The organism is Algimonas arctica, assembly GCF_014652695.1.
Taxonomy (GTDB): domain Bacteria; phylum Pseudomonadota; class Alphaproteobacteria; order Caulobacterales; family Maricaulaceae; genus Litorimonas; species Litorimonas arctica.
The window spans coordinates 27,442-46,659 of record NZ_BMZH01000010.1; the positions used below are offsets into that span (position 1 = coordinate 27,442).

At 54.5% G+C, this 19,218-nt stretch carries 16 protein-coding genes; 11 read left to right on the forward strand and 5 right to left on the reverse strand.

The features are described from left to right. Positions 1-89: 89 nt before the first annotated feature. Positions 90-2,453 carry an LPS-assembly protein LptD gene (locus IE105_RS11425; RefSeq protein WP_189498576.1) on the forward strand — a complete coding sequence of 788 codons (2,364 nt, stop codon included), beginning with the start codon at positions 90-92 and terminating at the stop codon, positions 2,451-2,453. Between the two features lie 22 nt (positions 2,454-2,475). Here the strand turns inward: IE105_RS11425 and IE105_RS11430 are convergent, their stop codons facing one another. Continuing rightward, on the reverse strand, positions 2,476-3,273 hold the full coding sequence (locus IE105_RS11430; protein WP_189498578.1) for a ferredoxin--NADP reductase: 798 nt from the start codon (positions 3,271-3,273) through the stop codon (positions 2,476-2,478). A gap of 226 nt (positions 3,274-3,499) precedes the next feature. On the opposite strand from IE105_RS11430, the gene IE105_RS11435 reads away from it, so the two are divergent. Next, positions 3,500-4,726, forward strand: a complete 1,227-nt coding sequence (locus IE105_RS11435; RefSeq protein ID WP_189498579.1) for a methylmalonyl-CoA mutase family protein — start codon at positions 3,500-3,502, stop codon at positions 4,724-4,726. Next, positions 4,723-6,858: a methylmalonyl-CoA mutase gene (scpA, locus tag IE105_RS11440; RefSeq protein WP_189498582.1), complete on the forward strand. Its 2,136-nt coding sequence runs from the start codon at positions 4,723-4,725 to the stop codon at positions 6,856-6,858. Before IE105_RS11435 ends, scpA begins: the two co-directional genes overlap by 4 nt. 37 nt (positions 6,859-6,895) lie before the next feature. Here the strand turns inward: scpA and IE105_RS11445 are convergent, their stop codons facing one another. Beyond that, entirely contained in the window at positions 6,896-7,852 is a 957-nt protein-coding gene (locus tag IE105_RS11445; protein WP_189498584.1) for a hypothetical protein, read from the reverse strand. A gap of 330 nt (positions 7,853-8,182) precedes the next feature. On the opposite strand from IE105_RS11445, the gene cysD reads away from it, so the two are divergent. From cysD to IE105_RS11465, 4 genes are all read left to right on the forward strand, one after another. Further along, positions 8,183-9,076 carry a sulfate adenylyltransferase subunit CysD gene (gene cysD / locus IE105_RS11450; RefSeq protein ID WP_189498739.1) on the forward strand — a complete coding sequence of 298 codons (894 nt, stop codon included), beginning with the start codon at positions 8,183-8,185 and terminating at the stop codon, positions 9,074-9,076. Continuing rightward, positions 9,076-11,013, forward strand: a complete 1,938-nt coding sequence (cysN, locus tag IE105_RS11455; protein WP_189498586.1) for a sulfate adenylyltransferase subunit CysN — start codon at positions 9,076-9,078, stop codon at positions 11,011-11,013. Before cysD ends, cysN begins: the two co-directional genes overlap by 1 nt. Then, positions 11,013-11,984, forward strand: a complete 972-nt coding sequence (locus tag IE105_RS11460; protein ID WP_189498588.1) for a DHH family phosphoesterase — start codon at positions 11,013-11,015, stop codon at positions 11,982-11,984. Before cysN ends, IE105_RS11460 begins: the two co-directional genes overlap by 1 nt. Positions 11,985-12,080: 96 nt before the next feature. Next, positions 12,081-12,233, forward strand: a complete 153-nt coding sequence (locus tag IE105_RS11465) for a hypothetical protein (RefSeq protein ID WP_189498590.1) — start codon at positions 12,081-12,083, stop codon at positions 12,231-12,233. On the opposite strand, the gene zapE is transcribed toward IE105_RS11465, so the two are convergent. Both zapE and IE105_RS15545 read right to left on the reverse strand, forming a co-directional pair. Beyond that, positions 12,221-13,393, reverse strand: coding sequence for a cell division protein ZapE (zapE, locus tag IE105_RS11470; RefSeq protein ID WP_233354127.1), 1,173 nt, complete (start codon positions 13,391-13,393; stop codon positions 12,221-12,223). The genes IE105_RS11465 and zapE overlap by 13 nt on opposite strands. After that, positions 13,390-13,521: a hypothetical protein gene (locus IE105_RS15545; RefSeq protein ID WP_267904685.1), complete on the reverse strand. Its 132-nt coding sequence runs from the start codon at positions 13,519-13,521 to the stop codon at positions 13,390-13,392. Before IE105_RS15545 ends, zapE begins: the two co-directional genes overlap by 4 nt. Positions 13,522-13,709: 188 nt before the next feature. Between IE105_RS15545 and IE105_RS11475 the strand changes: the two genes are divergently transcribed. Then, the gene (locus tag IE105_RS11475) at positions 13,710-14,939 is read left to right on the forward strand and encodes a mechanosensitive ion channel (RefSeq protein WP_189498592.1); all 1,230 of its coding nucleotides are present in this window, start codon (positions 13,710-13,712) and stop codon (positions 14,937-14,939) included. Positions 14,940-14,990: 51 nt separating this feature from the next. Here the strand turns inward: IE105_RS11475 and IE105_RS11480 are convergent, their stop codons facing one another. After that, positions 14,991-15,479, reverse strand: coding sequence for an arsenate reductase ArsC (locus tag IE105_RS11480; RefSeq protein ID WP_189498594.1), 489 nt, complete (start codon positions 15,477-15,479; stop codon positions 14,991-14,993). A 25-nt stretch (positions 15,480-15,504) separates the two neighbouring features. On the opposite strand from IE105_RS11480, the gene IE105_RS11485 reads away from it, so the two are divergent. From IE105_RS11485 to IE105_RS11495, 3 genes are all read left to right on the forward strand, one after another. After that, positions 15,505-16,320, forward strand: a complete 816-nt coding sequence (locus IE105_RS11485; protein WP_189498596.1) for a 1-acyl-sn-glycerol-3-phosphate acyltransferase — start codon at positions 15,505-15,507, stop codon at positions 16,318-16,320. Positions 16,321-16,354: 34 nt separating this feature from the next. After that, positions 16,355-17,749 (forward strand): sensor histidine kinase, encoded by a 1,395-nt coding sequence (locus tag IE105_RS11490; protein ID WP_189498597.1) that lies wholly within the window; start codon positions 16,355-16,357, stop codon positions 17,747-17,749. A gap of 97 nt (positions 17,750-17,846) precedes the next feature. Next, positions 17,847-19,217: a sensor histidine kinase gene (locus tag IE105_RS11495; protein ID WP_189498599.1), complete on the forward strand. Its 1,371-nt coding sequence runs from the start codon at positions 17,847-17,849 to the stop codon at positions 19,215-19,217. Position 19,218 lies beyond the last annotated feature (1 nt).

Here is a 19,218-nt window from a genome sequence, read left to right on the forward strand (position 1 = left end):
TGATAAACTCTGATTTGTTTGGGGTTCAATCCGCCGGGTCTCGCAGGGGAAAAACCAAAATCAGTATGCCTGACCCAAATCACCATAGAATGCCCCGAAACCTCTTCGCTCAAGCATCAGCGCTGGCTCTTATCGCGGTCATGGGCATTGTCCCGAACGTTCAAGCACAACTCGCCCCGAACCAAACGGCGGCTGGAACCAGTCGTCCACTTAAACTCGCCAAAGACAGTCCTTTCCGCGATCCAGATCTGATTTATCTCGAAGCCGACGAACTGATCAATGATGAGAACGCAAGCGTTCTGACCGCTATTGGTGAGGTCGAAGGGCGCTATCAGGACCGGACCCTTCGCGCCAACCGTGTCGATTATAACCTTGAAACCGGACAGGTTCTTGCGACGGGCGACGTTGTCTTGATCGATGCGACGGGCGACGTGCAATATGCTGATAAGTTGGAACTCTCTGATCAATTGCAGGCCGGGACAGCGGCGAACTTTACAGCCCGCCTTGCGAGCGGCGCCACGACCGCTGCGCGCTTTGTCACCCGCTCAGACGACGGCGAATTTGAGCTGTTCAACGTAACCTATACGGCCTGCGAACTTTGCAAGAATAGCGAAGGAAAAACGAAGAATCCGACGTGGCGGCTGCGCGCACGTCGCGTCAAGCAAGACGATGAATCGCGGACGATCCGCTATCGTGACGCCGTATTGGAATTATTCGGCCTCCCTATTTTTTACACGCCATATCTGGCGCATCCAGACCCCAGTCAGGACCGGGCGTCCGGCTTACTGGTTCCAACAATCGGGATGTCCGGTGCGCGCGGGTTTAACTACGTGCAGCCTTATTATTGGGCGATTGATGATTATTCAGAAATCACCGTCACACCGCATATTTATTCGAGCCTCAACCCGCTATTAGAGCTGCAGGCGCGTCGCAAATTGAATACGGGCGACCTCAATTTCGCCGGGTCTTTCACCCGCGCAACGGTGTTTGATCGTAACGGTGATCCGCTTGATGATCCAACGCGATTTACCGATCCGAACAATGCCGAAAAAGGACCGGAGCTCTCAAGCCATTTCTTTGTCGATGGGTATTTCAAACCGTCGAGCACTTGGACTTACGGCTATACCGCCATGTTCCAAACGGATGACACTTATTTGGACCGCTATGGTCTGGATTCAGCGTTTGAGAGCAATGGCCTATTCGAAAATACACGGCGGCAAAATACCACGCAGGCTTTCATCGCCGGACAAGGTAAAAACTTTCGGGTCTCCGCTGTTGCCGCAGGTTTTCAGAGCCTGAACAGCCGTTTCGTTGAGAGCGAAACAACTGGCCTTATTAACGTGACGCGTGACGATAATAGCGTTTTGCCGATCATCGCGCCAAAGATTCAGGGTGAGTATTATGTGACCGATCCGGCCCTCGGAGGTCGGGCGCGCCTGTTTGGTGATGCCAGCTATCTGACGCGGGAAACCGGCAGTGATTACGGTCGAGCCACGGCAGGACTGGATTATTCTAAAACATGGATCACAGGCCCCGGATTGGAAGTCAAACCCTTTGCTTGGGGCCGATTCGACAATTACGATATTCAAACAGATTCAGGGACAGATATCGGTTTTAGCCGGACCATCGGGCAAGCCGGTGTTGATTTGCGCTATCCGTTTATCCGCCGTGGCGGCGCAGTTGATTTGGTCATTGAACCGCGCGCCCTCTACACGGAAAGCTTTGGCGATTCAAAACTGGACCGTTTCTTTGACCCGGTTTCCGGTGACTTCCTATTCGAAGACGGCGCGACACCAGACCTCGACCCTGCTTTACTGTTCGAACCCAATAAATCAGACGGGTTTGACTTCTTCCAAGAAGGACGCCGCCTTGACGTCGGGGCCCGTGTTGCCGCGATGTGGGACTTACGAGGTCGCGAGAGCGAAGTTTCAATCTTTGCGGGACGGAGTTATTCTGACGGCGTTACAGATTCATTTGGCCCCGGGTCCGGACTGTCAGGCAGTAATTCGGAATATATCGCCGCCCTTAACCTCGACCTCGGTGGTTTTCTGAAGTCCAACACATGGGTTCGATATGACGAAGACCGGGATGTCTTGTCGCGGATCGACTCGACCCTGTCGGCCAACACGAAATATGTAAAACTGACCGGCCGCTACTATAAGGTCAATGCGCCTACGGGCACCACGACCATTGCGGGCGCACCGCGAGAAGAAATCTCGGGTGGGATTACCGTAAGACCGTTTGGCGGCTGGTCCGTTGGCTACCGGGCCGTCCGGGATTTGGGCAAGGATGTGACCCGCTCACAGCAGGCCTCCATCGGCTATAGAGACGACTGTACCTTGGTTGAGTTGTTCTATGAGAAACGCGATTTTGACAATGATCTGATCCGAAACGACTCTGAATTCGGCATTCGATTGACATTGTCCACACTCGGCAGCTTTGGCGGGAACTAGCCCGCCTTAGCCTGCACCGACCTTAGCCAACGAAAGATTTCTCGACCACGAAATGCTTCGGCTCAGAGTTCGAGCCTTCTTCAAGTCCAAAACTTTCAACCATCTTCGCTGTATCGCCGATCATATCCTTTGACCCACAGATCATGACGCGGTCCATGCCTTTATTAAGCGGCTCTGTGCCAGCAACATCGAAAAGCTTGCCTGTGTCCAGCAGTGTCGTGATCCGACCCGTCAGGGGGTGATCCTCGCGCGTCAGCGATGTGATTAATTTAAGCTTTGGCGATCCGTCTGCGTTCACGACCATCTCTCCGACCAGTGGATCATTGATCAAGTCAGCAACAAGCCGTTGCGAATATTCCAACTCGCCTGCGTCGCGACACGTGTGCGTGACGATGACTTCATCATAACGTTCGTAGGTTTCAGGGTCACGGACGAGCGACGCGAACGGGGCAAAACCTGTGCCCGTGCTAAACATCCAAAGCCGTTTTCCCGGCAACAACGCGTCTAACACCAATGTCCCAACAGGCTTACGACCCAACAAAACAGTGTCGCCCGAAACGATTTTTTGCAGACGGGACGTAAGTGGACCATCCTCGACCTTAATGGAATAAAACTCCAACTTGTCGTCCCACGCGGGCGACGCAATCGAATAGGCCCGCATAACAGGGCGCTTTTGCTCTTCAGTCTTGGGCAATCCAATCATAATGAACTCGCCCGTCCGGAACCGGAAAGACGCAGGACGGGTTATGGAAAAGGCAAACAAACGGTCAGTGAAATGTTCGACATCAAGCACGGTTTCTTCCGTGGGCGCATTGGACATGGGAATCGGTCTTTCTGACGAGGTAGTCGCGTAAGAGTAGCGGGGCAGTTGTAAGCGAGGGGCCTCTAGCGGGCGAGTGGGTTGGTTTCAATATCCGATATAACGAACGAGTGTTCTTTATATAGAACGATTTACACCTTCCGCAATCACGTTTTCGATCATCTTTCACGTGACTTTTCTAGACCTATCGCAAGACGCCAAGATCGACACGCGTTAAGGAGAGCGAATGACCGAGCTAAGAATACAAAGTGATTTCCCCAATCACACCTTTGAGGACTGGCGCAGTCTGGCTGAGACCGGCCTGCGAGGCGCAGACTTAGCGACCCTCAATAGCAAAACTGAAGACGGGGTCATTCGAGGCCCCTTATTCGATGCCGCGACACGGCCCGATAACCATGCCCCCTTGTCCCGAAGCGATGCCCCCCTATTAAGTGGACGACCTTGGCATATTTGCGCACCCGTCGTTGACCGGGATACGGCCTTCGCCAATGAACAATTAGTGGCCGACCTGAAAGGGGGCGCGAGCGCAGTTCGTTTCATGGGCCAAAACTGGAACCGCAAAGCCGATTTGAAACGATGCCTCGAAGGCGTGCACGTCAGCCTCGTCCCCGTCATATTTGAACCGGGATGCTCGGCCACCGCTTTCGCCCCCTCCTTCGACGATCTGACGGACACACCTGTCACGCTGGGACTCGACCCGCTCGGAGATTGGCCTGATGTCCCAAAGACATGGCGCGCTTTCACGGCAAACGCTGCCGCGATCCACGAAGCCGGCGGCACAGACATGTTGGAACTAGCTGGATTTGCAGCAACATTGGCTGCCGCGTTCAAACGTCACGGCCCAGCGGTGCATGACCAGATGAGCGCCCTATTCGCCGTTGGCACAGACGCGCACCTTAATATTGTGAAGCTCCGAGCGGCGCGCAGGCTTTATGCCGCCATCGCCGGAGCTTACGGGATCGACGCGGCGAGCCTGCCGATCCATGCGATCACCAGCTTGCGTATGATGCAGAGCCAAGATGCTTGGACCAATATGCTGCGGACGATGAGCGCCGGATTTGGTGCCGTCGCAGGCGGCGCCGATTATATCACCGTCCGACCTTTCACAGAAACATCCGCGCCGCAACGACGCGGCAATCCGACTCCGTTTGGCTATCGTATTGCGCGTAACCAGCAGCTGTTAATGATGGAAGAGAGCCATATCGGCCAAGTGCGCGACGTCGCCTATGGCAGCTATTTCCACGAACGATTGACAGAGGATCTTGCGCAATTGTCGTGGGCGAAATTCCAAGCCATCGAAGCCGATGGCGGGATTGAGACCTATTTATCCAACGGATCGTTCGAAGCAGATTGCGACGCAGCCCGTCAGGCACGTGAAGCCGAGGGCGCGCCTGTTCTGGGCGTCACCCTCCACCCATCAAACGATGTGCCAGAACCGGAGGTACGGGGATGAGTATTGATTTCACAAAACGCGCCCTTGGGCCGGATCCATCACACATTCGACAGGGCGAGGCTTGGTCGTCGCCGGAAGGCATCGACATTGCAGCGGCTTATGGACCAGCCGACACGGATGGCCTTGATGCGCTTAACAGCTATCCGGGACTCTCACCCTATGTGCGCGGCCCCTACCCGACAATGTTCGTACAACGGCCTTGGACGATCCGGCAATATGCAGGGTTCTCAACCGCCGAGGACAGTAACGCCTTTTACCGTCGCAACCTCGCCGCCGGACAAAAAGGCCTCTCAGTCGCATTCGATCTAGCCACACACAGAGGCTATGACTCGGACCACCCTCGCGTGCCGGGCGATGTCGGCATGGCCGGCGTAGCGATTGATAGCATCTACGATATGCGCGTCTTGTTCGATGGCATTCCACTCGACAAAATGAGCGTGTCCATGACGATGAACGGCGCCGTTTTGCCGATCCTCGCGCTCTATATTGCGGCGGCTGAAGAACAGGGCGTGGCGCAAAAAGATCTCGCCGGAACCATCCAGAACGACATCCTTAAAGAGTTCATGGTGCGCAACACTTATATCTACCCGCCCGCGCCTTCGATGCGGATTATCGGCGATATTTTCGCGCATACATCCGAGCATATGCCGAAATTTAATTCGATCTCGATTTCCGGCTATCATATGCAGGAAGCAGGCGCGTCAGCGGATATTGAGCTGGGTTACACGATCGCGGATGGCCTCGAATATGTCCGCACCGGCTTGGCCGCAGGCATGGATATTGACCGGTTTGCACCGCGTCTCAGTTTCTTCTGGGCGATTGGCATGAACTATTTCATGGAAGTCGCAAAGATGCGCGCGGCGCGCCTGCTCTGGGCTAAATTGATCAGCCCGTTCGAGCCGACAAATCCAAAATCGACCATGCTCCGAACCCATTGCCAGACATCAGGGTGGAGCCTGACCGCGCAGGACGTCTTTAACAATGTGGGTCGCACCCATATCGAAGCGATGGCGGCCGTTGATGGTCACACACAAAGCCTACACACCAACTCGCTCGATGAAGCGCTGGCTTTGCCGACCGATTTTTCGGCACGGATCGCTCGTAACACGCAGATATATCTGCAGACAGAAGGCGGACATACCAAAACCATCGACCCGTGGGGCGGCAGTTATTATGTCGAAGCCCTGACCCATCAACTGGCCGACAAAGCGCTCGCGCATATCCGCGAAGTCGAAGCGCTCGGCGGGATGGCGAAGGCGATAGAGGCGGGCATACCCAAACTTCGGATTGAAGAGTCCGCTGCACGGACCCAAGCGCGCATCGATAGTGGCGCGCAAACGGTTGTCGGCGTGAATAAATATCTGTCCGATCAAACCGATGATATTCCTATCCTTCGCGTTGATAATGACACGGTCCGACAAGGGCAGATCGCACGCCTTAAACAGCTACGCGCGGACCGCGACCCGGACGCCACGTTCGCGGCGCTCGATGCGCTAACCAAGGCTGCGGACACAGGAGACGGTAATCTCTTAGCGCTTGCAGTGGATGCCGCGCGCAAAATGGCGACCGTCGGTGAAATTAGCAACGCGCTTGAAAAGGTCTATGGCCGCTTCGAAGCCAAACCGACGGGTGTCACGGGTGTGTATTCATCCGCCTTTGATCCGCGCAACCCGGCGTATGCAGAAGCGCTATCGCGTGTGCAGGCTTTTAGTGAGCTGGAAGGCCGTAAGCCGCGCATTCTCATCGCGAAAATGGGGCAAGACGGCCATGATCGCGGACAGAAAGTCGTCGCTACGGCGTTCTCAGACCTCGGCTTTGATGTCGTAATTGGTCCGTTGTTCCAGACGCCCGCCGAGGCGGCGTCGCTCGGCATCACGAAGAATGTTGATGTCATTGCCGCGTCATCACTGGCCGCGGGTCATTTGACGTTGGTGCCCGGTTTGCGCGACGCGCTGACGTCCGAGGGGCGGTCTGACATCCTCATCATCGTTGGCGGCGTCATCCCACCTGAAGATGTTGAGACCTTGAAAGAGATGGGGGCCAAAGCTGTCTTCCCACCGGGCACGAATATCCCAGACGCCGTATTGGAAGTGCTAGAGGTGATCAATTCACGGGTGAGCCAAGGCGCTTAAGCGCGCCGATTAGCGCAGGGGATCAATCCCCTGCGGTCTATTGAAATTCCAACCGCTCTTGCGATGCGAAGAACAACGATGCCACTTCACTATCTTTGAGGCTCTCTTCCGGGGAGAGCGACAAAATCGTGCTGATCGTATTTTTACGTTGCGTCAGCGCCGTTTCAAAATCAGCTTCGATCTTCGCCCGCGTGCCGCGAATTTCGAGATTCCGCATGAGCGATTCATAAATATCGACACGCCCCATCAGAAAATAACTTTCATAAAGAATTTTCGAGGCAATCTTCTGATGAATGTCGCCATAGGCGAGCTGGTCCAGCATTTTATCGACGGGCTTGACGATGAAATCCAATTCTTCGCGCACGCTTGGCATCATCAAGAAGAGCCGTTTTATCTTCAACAGTCCGTTTTCAATGGCCTTAATTTTGGCGGGATCAGCCTGGTTATTGGTGACAATGACAATATCAATGTCAGACCCATTGACGGGAACATCCAAGGTCGCGTGTCTACGCCGCGTATCATGGGCCAGAAAATATGCGATATCGCCGGATAGAAAGACAACGCAATGGTCGTTCAATTCGCGTTGCAGGTCCGCATCTAATTCTAACAAAGCTTGCCGTGCGCGGCTCAATTTACGTAAGGATATCGACCGGAACTTATTGGCGAGCAGGGTCCCCCCTTCCACGGCCGCAACCGCTTGCTCAGGAATATAAATCAAACTGAACGTCAGGAAGTCACGGAGAATAGAGGGTGACAGACGGAGCACATTCTCCCGCGTCACATCATAGCGCAGATAATAGCGCGCGCAGTTTCGAATTCGGATGCGTCGCGACGAATAACAAGCCCGCCAAAGATTGATCGGCGGAATATCCGTCAACCATTCGGACAGCTGCAAACCTGAGCTTGGCCCATTGTCCCGGATCAAAATGGTAATCCGCTCAACAAGCGCCTCATGACGATCCGTATAGTCGGGATGGATTTCAATGTCGGACATACGCCTATGTTGCACGGGAGGCGCGCGCCTGTATAGACTTAGCCCATCCTCGCGACGACGTGATCACACAGATATGACTCTTTGATTGACGTCGAAGTTTGTTCGTGGGAAATATCCCACATGAACACGCAAGCACTTCTTTCCGCGCTCGAAGATTTCTCGACTCGCACAGGCCAATCGATCTCGACCCTGTCGCGCAAACTCTTCAATGACGGGAAAACCGTCGCCCGTCTGCACGATGGCGGACAGTTGACGCCGCGTACACTTGAGAAAGCCCGCGAACGGCTGGACGCGCTGGAACGCGACCACGCCGGACCGCTCGGCTTGGAGATGTCACACTTGGACCGATTGGAAGCTGAGAGCATTCACATCATGCGTGAAGTCGTCGCCCAATGCGATAATCCCGTGATGCTCTACTCTGTCGGCAAAGATAGCTCCGTCATGTTGGAACTGGCGATCAAGGCGTTCTACCCATCACCTCCGCCCTTCCCCTTGTTGCACGTCGATACGCGGTGGAAGTTTACTGACATGTACACGTTCCGGGACCGCCGCGCCAAAGATGCGGGAATGGAGTTGATCGTCCATATCAACCCTGACGCGATTGCCGATAATGTCGGGCCCTTCACCCACGGGTCTGCCGTCCACACGGACATCACCAAGACGCAAGGGCTGAAACAGGCGCTCGATGCCGGCAAATATGATGCGGCCTTTGGCGGCGCGCGACGTGACGAAGAAAAATCCCGCGCCAAGGAACGGATTTTTTCCTTCCGTAGTGAACATCACCGGTGGGACGCGAAGAACCAACGCCCAGAACTGTGGGACATTTATAATGCCCGCGTGACAAAAGGCGAAAGCATGCGCGTGTTTCCGCTGTCCAATTGGACGGAGCTCGATATTTGGCAATATATCCACCGTGAGAACATCCAGATTCCGGACCTCTATCTTTCCGCGGTGCGTCCCGTGGTCGAACGCGACGGCGCATTGATCATGGTCGATGATGACCGCATGCCGCTTGATCCGGGCGAGACGCCGCAGATGAAATCCGTCCGCTTCCGCACACTCGGTTGCTACCCGCTCACGGGTGCCGTCGAAAGTCAGGCCACATCCTTATCCGAAGTCATCCAGGAAACCCTGCTCGCCACCACATCCGAACGCCAAGGCCGTGTCATTGACTCAGATTCAGGCGCGTCGATGGAACAGAAAAAAGAAGAGGGTTACTTCTAATGGCCCATCAAGACCCCCTCATCGCCTCTGACATCAAAGCCTATCTCGACGCGCAAGCGCGCAAGAGCTTCCTGCGGGTCTTTACCTGCGGGTCCGTTGATGATGGCAAATCGACGCTCATTGGGCGTCTGCTGTATGATTCCAAACTGATCTATGAAGATCAGATGGCCGCGATTGAGCGCGATTCTAAAACGTCAGGCACAACAGGCGAGCGACCGGATCTCGCATTGCTGGTCGACGGTCTCGCCGCGGAACGCGAACAGGGCATCACCATTGATGTCGCCTACCGTTTCTTTTCGACTGATAAGCGTAAATTCATCATCGCCGATACGCCCGGCCATGTTCAATATACGCGCAATATGGCGACGGGGGCGTCGACGGCTGACGTTGCGATCTTGTTGATTGATGCGCGTTACGGCGTCGTCGAACAAACACGACGCCACGCCTTTATCGCCAGTTTGCTGGGTATTCCTCAGGTCGTCGTCGCGGTAAACAAGATGGACCTTGTCGATTTCGACCAAGGCGCGTTTAACGCCATTGACGTCGACTTTCGCGCGTTTGCTTCGCAGCTGTCGTTCCAAGACATTATGACGATCCCTGTCAGCGCGCTGGACGGCGACAATGTCACGACGCGGTCCGACAAAGCGGACTGGTATAAAGGCCCGAGCCTTCTCTCGTTTCTCGAGACCGTCGATGTCGACCGCGAAAGCTTAGAAGCGCCGCTGCGTCTACCCGTTCAGTGGGTCAATCGCCCGAACCTCGACTTTCGGGGGTTCTCCGGCACAATCGCGTCCGGCACAGTCTCCAAAGGCCAAGAGATCATTGCGATGCCCTCCGGCAAGCGGTCGCGCGTCAAAGACATCGTCTTATATAAGGACAGCCTTGATCACGCCCGACAGGACCAAGCTGTCACGCTGACACTGGAAGATGAGATTGATATTTCGCGCGGCGATATGATTTGCAGCACCGATCATCCGACGGATGTCGCTGACCAATTCCAAGCCCATTTGATCTGGATGGATGACGACAAACTATTCCCGGGGCGGCAATATATTATTCGAACCAATAATACGGCCGTCAACGGCTCCGTGACTGCGCTAAAGCACCGGATTGATATTGAAGATTTCTCTGAATCCGCCGCCAAGACGTTAGAGCTGAACGAGATTGGCGTTGTGACTCTGTCCCTGTCCAAACCGATCCCGTTTGATCCTTATGTTCAAAACCGATCCACGGGCGCGTTCATTGTTGTCGACCGTTTGACCAATCGCACAGTCGGCGCCGGCATGCTTGATTTTGCGCTCCGTCGCGCACGCAATATCGTCCGCCAAGACCTTGTGGTGACACGCGACTCCCGCGCCGCACAAAAGGGCCAACAGCCGACCGTTCTTTGGTTTACGGGCCTATCGGGGTCCGGGAAATCAACCATTGCCAACGTCGTTGATAAGGCACTGTTTGAACGCGGCCACCATACTTACACGCTAGACGGCGACAACGTCCGGCATGGCCTTAACCGCGACCTCGGCTTCACCAAGGAAGATCGGATCGAGAATATCCGCCGAATTGGCGAAGTGTCCAAACTCATGTCCAATGCCGGGTTGATCGTGATGTGTAGCTTTATCAGCCCCTATCGGGCTGAGCGGCAAATGGTGCGCGACATTTTAGGCGAAGATGAGTTCTTCGAAATCTTCATCGACACCCCGCTGGCCGTGGCCGAAGACCGTGATGTGAAGGGCCTCTACAAACGCGCGCGGGCGGGTGAAATCAAAAACTTCACGGGCATCGATTCGGAATATCAACCGCCGGAAAACCCAGACCTTCGCATTGATACAACGCAGACATCCGCAGACGAAGCCGCAGAGCAGATCCTAGACCTGCTCCGGTCCCGCCATCGGTTGGATGAGGCGCAAAATGTCGTAACTGACGGGGGCGGCATCTAATGGCCGATTTTGATCTGTTTAATGGAGATGCGGACGGCATCTTCTCGTTGCTGCAACTCCGACAAATCGAGCCGCGCCCGAACGCTGAACGCATCACGGGGGTTAAACGCGACATCAAACTTTTCTCTCGGATCGCGGGTCGGGCCGGACCGGGCGACCGTGTTACCGCGCTGGATATTAGCATGGCCAAAAATACGGCCGGGTTAACCCAAGTCCTGAAAGATGGGGCCGATGTGTTTTACGTCGACCATCACCAAACTGGCGCCGTGCCCCAAAGCGACCGCCTCACCGTCATCACGGATGACGCGAAAGAAACCTGCACGGCCTATTTAATCGATCAGCATCTTCGCGGGGCAAAGGCCGCATGGGCTGTATGCGGCGCCTATGGCGATAATTTCCAAACACTCGCTGACGCGATAACGACATCGCGCGGTCTTGATCTGCCGATGGGACGGTTGCGGGAGCTCGGCGAACTGGTGAATTACAACGCATATGGTTTGACGGTCGAAGACTTGCACATTCATCCTGCCGCGCTGTTTGACATTCTATTGGGGTATGACGACCCTGTTGAATTCCTCGACGACGCGCATCCCATTTTCGAGACACTCCAGTCCGGCCACCGCGCGGATTGGAATGTGGCGCAAAGTGCCCGTGAAATCGACGTGTCAGAGGCGGGCCAAATTCTGTCTCTACCGTCTGGCGCGGCCTCGAACCGTATCGGTGGCCTATTTGGCAATGCATTGGTCGACGAGGAACCCGACCATGGGTTTGCCGTCTTGACCGAATTAGAAGACGGGACGAGCTACCGTGTGTCCATCCGCGCGCCCCGCGGCAGATCAAGTGGGGCGGCCGTTGATATCGCGACACAATTTGGCGGGGGTGGACGCGCCGCTGCGGCAGGAATTGATGCCCTTAGCGAAGCGGATTTAGCGCGCTTTATCGACACATTCCGCACCGGGTTCGCGGCATGATAGATCGTTAGCCAATAGTCACAAAAAATTGTGTGTCGCGCGATAAAATTGCACTATATAGTACCTATAGTTCCACCGGCTTTGATGGAGACTGATATGTCAAAGCGCCACCGCAAAAACCGCATGTTCGACGATGATGTCGTCGAAATAGAGACTGTTGACCTAGAATCCCCTAAAACCAAACGGCCGAAAGGCAAGGATTGGGGCAAGGCCCGACGGACCAACCAAAAAGCCGCCTATTGGGACTGACCGTCTCCGACTTTGCGGGATTTTGCTAAATAATCCTCAGACCGCATTTCAATCAACCGTGACGCGGTGCGTTCAAATTCGAACGCGCCGTCACCTGTTGAGTAAAGGTCATCGGGTTGTGCATCCGCGCTGACGATCAATTTTGTGCGGTTTTCATAAAGCGCATCTATCAATGACACGAAACGTTTTGCCTGATTGCGGCTATCCCGATCCATCTTTGGGACTCCGTCCAACATGAGCGTATGGAAGGTTTCCGCGATCGCGAGATAATCCGCGGCCCCGACCGCCCGATTACAAAGTTTATCGAAACTTTCCCGTGCCGCGCCAGACCCCGTACGGTCTATCGTCAGCGCCCGCCCTTGAGCCGTCAAAACCATCGGACGCATTTTTGCATTCCCCGTAATCCGCGACCAAGCGGCATCCATCTCTGTGTCTGTACTTTTTCCCAAGGGCGCATAGTAAACGGGCGCCGCGGTCAGTTGACGCAGCCGGTGATCCGTCTGCCCGTCAAAGTCAAACACCACGAAATGATCCGGCATCATGCGGATGAACGGCTCAAACAACGCGCGGTTGAGCCCGTTTTTATAGAGGTCATTGGGCGATCGGTTTGAGGTGGCGACCACGACCACGCCTTCCTCCCAGAGCGCTTCGAACAAACGTGCCAAGATCATGGCGTCCGTAATGTCGGTCACGTGAAATTCGTCAAAACAGAGCAGCGTCGCCTCTTTCGCGAGGGATCGCGCCACGGGCACAATCGGATCATCGCCGTCACCGCGCTTATGATGCGGGCTCGCCCGCCGCTCGGCTTTATCGAGTTTTCGCCAGTGATTGATCCGCGCATGCACATCAATCATGAACGCGTGAAAGTGGACACGCTTTTTCTGTTCAATCGGCGCGAGCCGGAAGAATACATCCATCAGCATTGATTTACCGCGCCCCACACCGCCCCAAAGGTAAAGTCCCTTGGGCACCGGGCCGCGATTGAACAGGCCAAAAAACCCAGATTTGGGATCATACCCCGACAAGCGAACGAGCGTTTCGTCCAAGGCACGCCCCGCGCGCGCTTGGATCGGATCCTCTGAGAGCGCACCGGACAGGATCTTATCATTGAGCCATCGACTGACCCCGCCCGTCACATTTTCGTCCATCGGCTCTATCATAAGAGCAACGCCAAGACGGCCGCTGCTAATAAGCCGAAGGCTAAAGTCACCGTTAGATAGAACAGGACCGGACGACGGATCGGCGGAATATTGTCATCGGTTTGATCATGGTCAGATGGGTGTTGCACACTCGCGCTATTCCTTGACCGATCCCAACACGTCAACCGCTTCTCGCGAATTTCAACGAAAGACGGGAACCAAGCTGTTCATGTGACGTTTAACGTTCAGTAATGTATAGTAAGATCAAGCGGCAACTCATGCCGTACCGTCAGCTACTGTGTGGCAGATGCCGATAATTACAGGGACTTAAAACATCATGGAACAGATCAACGAATTTATGGCGACCATGCCGGGATGGGTCGCTGCTGCGATTACCGCCGTCATCGCCGTTGTCATCGCCTTTATCATAAGAACAGCCATCACCACGGTCGTCAATAAAACCCGCTTTGGTGCCAAAGCCAAAACGACGGGTGGCAATCTTGGCAGCGCCTTAGGTCGGGCTGGCTTCTGGCTAACACTCTTATTCTTTGTCCCGCCTTTCCTCGGCTTCCTCAATCTGGGCGAATATGCGCAACCGATCGATGATTTGTTCCGAAACATTGCTGCGTTCTTGCCGAATCTGATTGGTGCAGCACTTCTATTCGGTATCGGTTATGTCATCGCGAAAATTGCACAGAATGCTGTGACCACAACACTGCGCGCGATGCAGATCGACACGTTGATGAGCCGCATGGGCGTTTCATCGGCAACAGGGTCGACCGGATCATTGTCGAATGCACTCGGCACACTTCTATTCGTGATCGTCATTTCATTCTTCGCCATTGGCGCACTGGATGTTCTCGACATTGATGCGATTTCCGGGCCCTTGAGCGGTTTGCTGACATCGTTCCTCGACTTTATTCCTGAGTTGTTCAGCGCGACAATCGTGCTCGGCTTGGCCATCTTCATCGGTAAGTTCATCAGCAACTTCCTGAAGAGCTTCTTGCCGACATTGGGTTTCGATAACTCTGTGAACACGTTGATGGCGATTGATGATGGCGAAGGTCTTCGTTTCAAACCGTCGTCTGTGGCCGGTAACTTGGCATTCCTGATCATCACTGTTTTGGGTCTGACAGCTGCACTCGGCATTCTCGGTGTTGATTATCTTTCCGAGACGTTTGACGACATCGTCGCCTTTGGTGGGCAACTCTTGCGCGCCGCGGTTCTCATCATGATCGGTGTGTTCTTGGCCAACTTTATCAGCCGCATCATGGCCGGTATGATCAGCCCCCGCATTGCGGAATTCTTCCGTTATGTCGCGATCCTGATCTTTGTCTTCCTCGGCTTGTCCTCACTAGACCCGGCTGGCGACATTATCCCGACCGCGTTTGGAGCTCTCGTTATCGGCACAGCGGTCGCGGGTGCACTCGCGTTCGGTCTAGGCGGCCGCGAATGGGCTGGAGACGTTCTCCAGAAAATGTTCCCACCCAAAGACATGGGTGGATCTGACACGAAGACTGTTGCGAAAAAAGCGGCTCCACGCCGTAAGACCCCGCCAAAAGTCTAGGCTTACGCCAAATTCAAATTGGAAAGCCGCCTCTTCGTGAGGCGGCTTTTTTTATGGCGCGATCGCTTGTAGTTGAGCGCGGTCTAACAGCGCGTCGTCCGGCAAGGCAACCAGAGCCTCGATACGGGCACGACAGAGATCGTAAACATCCGCAAACGCCTGCTTTCGTTCCGCGTCATCCTCAATATGCGCCGGGTCGGGCGCGCCCCAATGAACGCGCAACCCAGCGCCAAAGAAAACGGGGCAGGTCTCCGCGGCCGCATTGCCGCAGACCGTTACGACGATATCTATTTTGGGCGCGCCGGGTCGTGAAAATTCATCCCAGCTTTTAGAGCGATAGCCCTGAGTGGCATGCCCGCGTCGCTGCAATTCCACCAAGCCGTCCGGATGGGGCGTCCCGGACGGCGATGATCCGGCACTGAAGGCCCGAAACCGGTCCCCGCCCAGATCATTCAACAGGGCTTCTGACAGGATACTTCGAGCAGAATTTCCAGTACAAAGAAACAGCACATGGATCGGACCGAACGGAGGTATGGACATAGGCCTGCCCTTGCCAATGAGCGCCTTGAGCGTCAAGACGCGGGCCGTGCACATCGTCGAACAATTGATAAGCGAACGCGCCCCGAAACTCGTCGGTCGCCCCCGCCTTTTGCGCGCGGTTCGGCCGCTGCTCTATCGGTTACTCGCCTATGATGCTGCGGTGTTTCTCGCGGACGCGGTCCGGCCCATGAGCGGGCATGACGCCTTTCGTCTGGTCGCGCGCCATATCTCGCCCCGAACCGCGGTCGAAGGGTTACAAAATATCCCCCGCACGGGTCCCTGCATTATTATTGCCAATCATCCGACGGGATTGGCCGACGGGCTTGCCGTGTTTCAAGCTATTCGCGACCGTCGTCGTGACCATGTGTTTTTGGCCAATGCTGACGCGTTACGCGTTATTCCGAAGGGTGACGACATTATCATCCCCGTCGAATGGGTGATGGAGAAACGAAGCCTGGCAAAAACCCGCGAGACACTTGTGAATATGCGCCAAGCCATCAAGGCGGAAAAATGTATCGTTATTTTCCCATCCGGGCGATTAGCGCGAATGAGTTGGCGCGGTCTGGTTGATCAGCCGTGGGAGACCTCCGCCGCGACGGTCGCAAGAAAATATAAAGTGCCCATCATTCCGTTGCGGATTCAGGCCCGTAACTCCGCACTCTATTATTGTTTTAGTCGGCTGAACGCAGAGTTACGCGACATAACTTTGTTTCGCGAAATGCTGAACAAAAAGCACCGACTGTTTCGCCTAACATTTGGCGAAGTTATCGCACCTGACACTTTGCCGGATAATGCCAATGATTCCACGGCAAGACTTCGGACGACCGTTTTAAATCTGTAAAGCCCTCTTAACACTTTTTGAATAGGCCTGATCCATGAATCCGGCCTGGTCAAAGCCTATCCAAGCGTTTGAGCGCTTCTTACGCATCGGAGAGAATCTGAGCGAGGCCGATCGGCTACGGGCGCGGGTCATTTATTACACATCTTTGGGCTACATTGCTCTTCAAGCGATAAGTCTCACCAGTCTGATGGTGTTTCAAAACGACGTCCCCTTCAAACGACCGCTCATTCTTTTGAGTTGCTCAGTGTTCATTGGGGCGATCTTTTTGCTTCGCTACACCAAATCAAAAACGGTTTTTGGCTTGTTTTTTGGCACCATGGTTATCGGGATTATTTTTCTGGCCGCGACGAGAAGTCCGGAAGCACTCGCTTCATTCGAGCTCGGCGGCGGTATCCACGCCCCAATCCTTCCGGCCCTTTGTTTCGGGGCCGTGCTTGTGACCATTCTTGGCAACAGAGCCACAACACTTTTGTATATGATCGCCACCGCAATTTTGATCGTGTCTCTGATACAATTGTCCGGAAACGTCACAACCGATCCACAGCTTCATATAATCGGCAAGGTTAGAGCGGTTCAGTTAGGCATTTTCGTCCTAGCCATATGCCTCATCAGTATGGCCCTGTCCCAGCTGACCTACTCTGCGCTCAACAATCTTGAATCCACTCTTGGCCGTGCCAAAAGGGCCGAAGACGCCCGCAAGGAATTGCTCGCAACCATGAGCCACGAAATCCGCACGCCCTTGAACGGCATCATTTCTGTTTCCGATTTACTCTCTAAACATAAGCATGCCGAAACGACGAATACGTATCTGAACATCATTAGCCTGAGCGCGGCCAACCTATTGGAAATTGTCAACGAGTCGCTGGGCCGCGCGCGATCTGATCACCTCGGCGACTTAGACAAAGTAGAAATTTCTGTCCGCAACGATCCCTTTAATCCAACCGAAATTCTGCAACAAACCTGCGATTTGTTTACCGCTTTGGCGGAACAAAAGGGTCTTTGGATCGGAACCCATGGGCTTGAGAGCCTCCCCGAGACATTACGGGGAGACGCACCTCACCTGCGGCAAATCATGAGTAACCTCGTCAGCAATTCGATTAAATTCACGAACAAGGGCGGCATCCGACTTGGGGCCCGCCGTTTGGACGAAACCAGCGACGGCAGTGTGATTCAATTCTTCGTGCAAGACACAGGCGTTGGCATTGAAGACGAGGCCTTACAGACAGTGTTTGAACTGTTTGGTCAAAGCACGTCCGCGCAGTCAACCAAAGTAGATGGGACAGGTCTTGGCCTTGCCATCTGCGACGACCTGGTCTCGGCGATGGGCGGGACGCTCGATGTTCACAGCACGCTTGGTGCGGGAAGTACCTTCTCATTCACCTTAACGCTGCCGAAAACCAAGAGCTTACCCACAGAGGTCGCCGCTTAAGTCCAACACTTAGAGCGCTACTCTTTTCTCGATAAAAAATTGCGAAATCTAAGTGGTCTTCAGTTTCGGGAAAGTTTTTGCGGTTATGGGACCCGCCATGATCAAGATGATCAAAACCATCGGCGCGCGTTTGGAGCGTTTCCTAAGAATTGACTCATCGTCCGGGTCTGCGGCCCGTATCCGCGCGCGTATCGTTTATGGCACAGGCCTTATTTGTCTTTGTCTACAACTGTTGAACATGGTTTCAATGAGCGTGGTTTATAAAAGCTGGACCTCGCAACATTATGTCGCGACCATCAGTTGCCTCATCTTTCTCGGCATGACGCTCGCCCTGCGATACACGAAATCCCCGACCTTCTTTGGCGGCGGTTATGCTGCGCTCGCTATCATTAGTATCGGGGTTGCAGCCTCAGTCGAAACAATCCCGGGACACCCCCCCTATGGGATCAATACAGCTTTAGTCCCGTTACTCTGTTCAGGCGCAGCGTTTATCGCCTTCATCGGAACGCGGGCCGTGTCTGCGGCCTATCTTATCGCTAGCCTTATTCTGATTGGAGCCTTGTATAAGATAACGGCTGACAGCAACCCGACAGGCGTGGACGCTATCTTGGCGTGGCAACGCACGGTTCAAGCCTCCATAGCGGCTCTCATGGTCGGGGGTATTTGCACCGCCATCGCCACCATTGTTTTCCGCAACCTCACTGAACTCGAAGCGGCGTTAGTTAGAGCCAAGTCGGCAGAACAAGCCCGCACCAATTTCCTCTCGACCATGAGCCACGAAATTCGGACGCCCTTGCACGGTATTCTTGGTCTTTCCGATTTGTTGGCGCGCTCTGAGCTCCCAAACCCTCAGGATCGCTACGCACAGCTCATCACTGTCAGCGCGAATAATCTGATGGAAATTATTGACGAAGTGCTGGAAATGGCCCGCCTCGAAGATGGTACGGTCCAGACAAAGGCCGAGCCCTTTAACCCCGCCTTACTTCTGCAGGACGTGTGCGATCTGTTTGCGGTCAAAGCCACAGAAAAGGAACTCTGGATGGGGACAGATATCGATCCCAATATTCCACCCGTTCTGATCGGCGACAATTCTCACCTCCGGCAGGTCATCAGTAATCTTGTGGGCAATGCCTTGAAGTTCACGCAATCAGGGGGAGTGCGAATCGGAGCGCGTCTCGCCGGGATCAACGCTGAGGCTGCTGCGGTTCAATTCTATGTCCAAGATTCCGGAGTCGGGATTGCGCTCGAAGATCAATCGGTAGTCTTTGAGCGGTTCAAACAAACAGATTCCGCCAAGATATCGACGATCAAAGGTACGGGTCTAGGACTTTCTATCTGTCGGGAACTCACCGACATTATGGGTAGTACGCTCGAATTAATGAGCAACCCGGGTGAAGGAACGACCTTCTACTTCACCCTCACGCTTCCAATCGCTTTAGAGACAAGCGAATACACGCAAGTCGCCTAAT

Bases quoted from the DNA above. Each gene is read 5' to 3' on its own strand.
- cysD (WP_189498739.1), top strand. From the start codon at position 8,183: ATGTCACACTTGGACCGATTGGAAGCTGAGAGCATTCACATCATGCGT.
- zapE (WP_233354127.1), bottom strand. From the start codon at position 13,393: ATGATAGAGCCGATGGACGAAAATGTGACGGGCGGGGTCAGTCGATGG.
- IE105_RS11430 (WP_189498578.1), bottom strand. From the start codon at position 3,273: ATGTCCAATGCGCCCACGGAAGAAACCGTGCTTGATGTCGAACATTTC.
- IE105_RS11495 (WP_189498599.1), top strand. From the start codon at position 17,847: ATGATCAAGATGATCAAAACCATCGGCGCGCGTTTGGAGCGTTTCCTA.
- IE105_RS11480 (WP_189498594.1), bottom strand. From the start codon at position 15,479: ATGTCCATACCTCCGTTCGGTCCGATCCATGTGCTGTTTCTTTGTACT.
- IE105_RS11435 (WP_189498579.1), top strand. From the start codon at position 3,500: ATGACCGAGCTAAGAATACAAAGTGATTTCCCCAATCACACCTTTGAG.
- scpA (WP_189498582.1), top strand. From the start codon at position 4,723: ATGAGTATTGATTTCACAAAACGCGCCCTTGGGCCGGATCCATCACAC.
- IE105_RS11445 (WP_189498584.1), bottom strand. From the start codon at position 7,852: ATGTCCGACATTGAAATCCATCCCGACTATACGGATCGTCATGAGGCG.
- cysN (WP_189498586.1), top strand. From the start codon at position 9,076: ATGGCCCATCAAGACCCCCTCATCGCCTCTGACATCAAAGCCTATCTC.
- IE105_RS11490 (WP_189498597.1), top strand. From the start codon at position 16,355: ATGAATCCGGCCTGGTCAAAGCCTATCCAAGCGTTTGAGCGCTTCTTA.
- IE105_RS11425 (WP_189498576.1), top strand. From the start codon at position 90: ATGCCCCGAAACCTCTTCGCTCAAGCATCAGCGCTGGCTCTTATCGCG.
- IE105_RS11460 (WP_189498588.1), top strand. From the start codon at position 11,013: ATGGCCGATTTTGATCTGTTTAATGGAGATGCGGACGGCATCTTCTCG.
- IE105_RS11465 (WP_189498590.1), top strand. From the start codon at position 12,081: ATGTCAAAGCGCCACCGCAAAAACCGCATGTTCGACGATGATGTCGTC.
- IE105_RS11475 (WP_189498592.1), top strand. From the start codon at position 13,710: ATGGAACAGATCAACGAATTTATGGCGACCATGCCGGGATGGGTCGCT.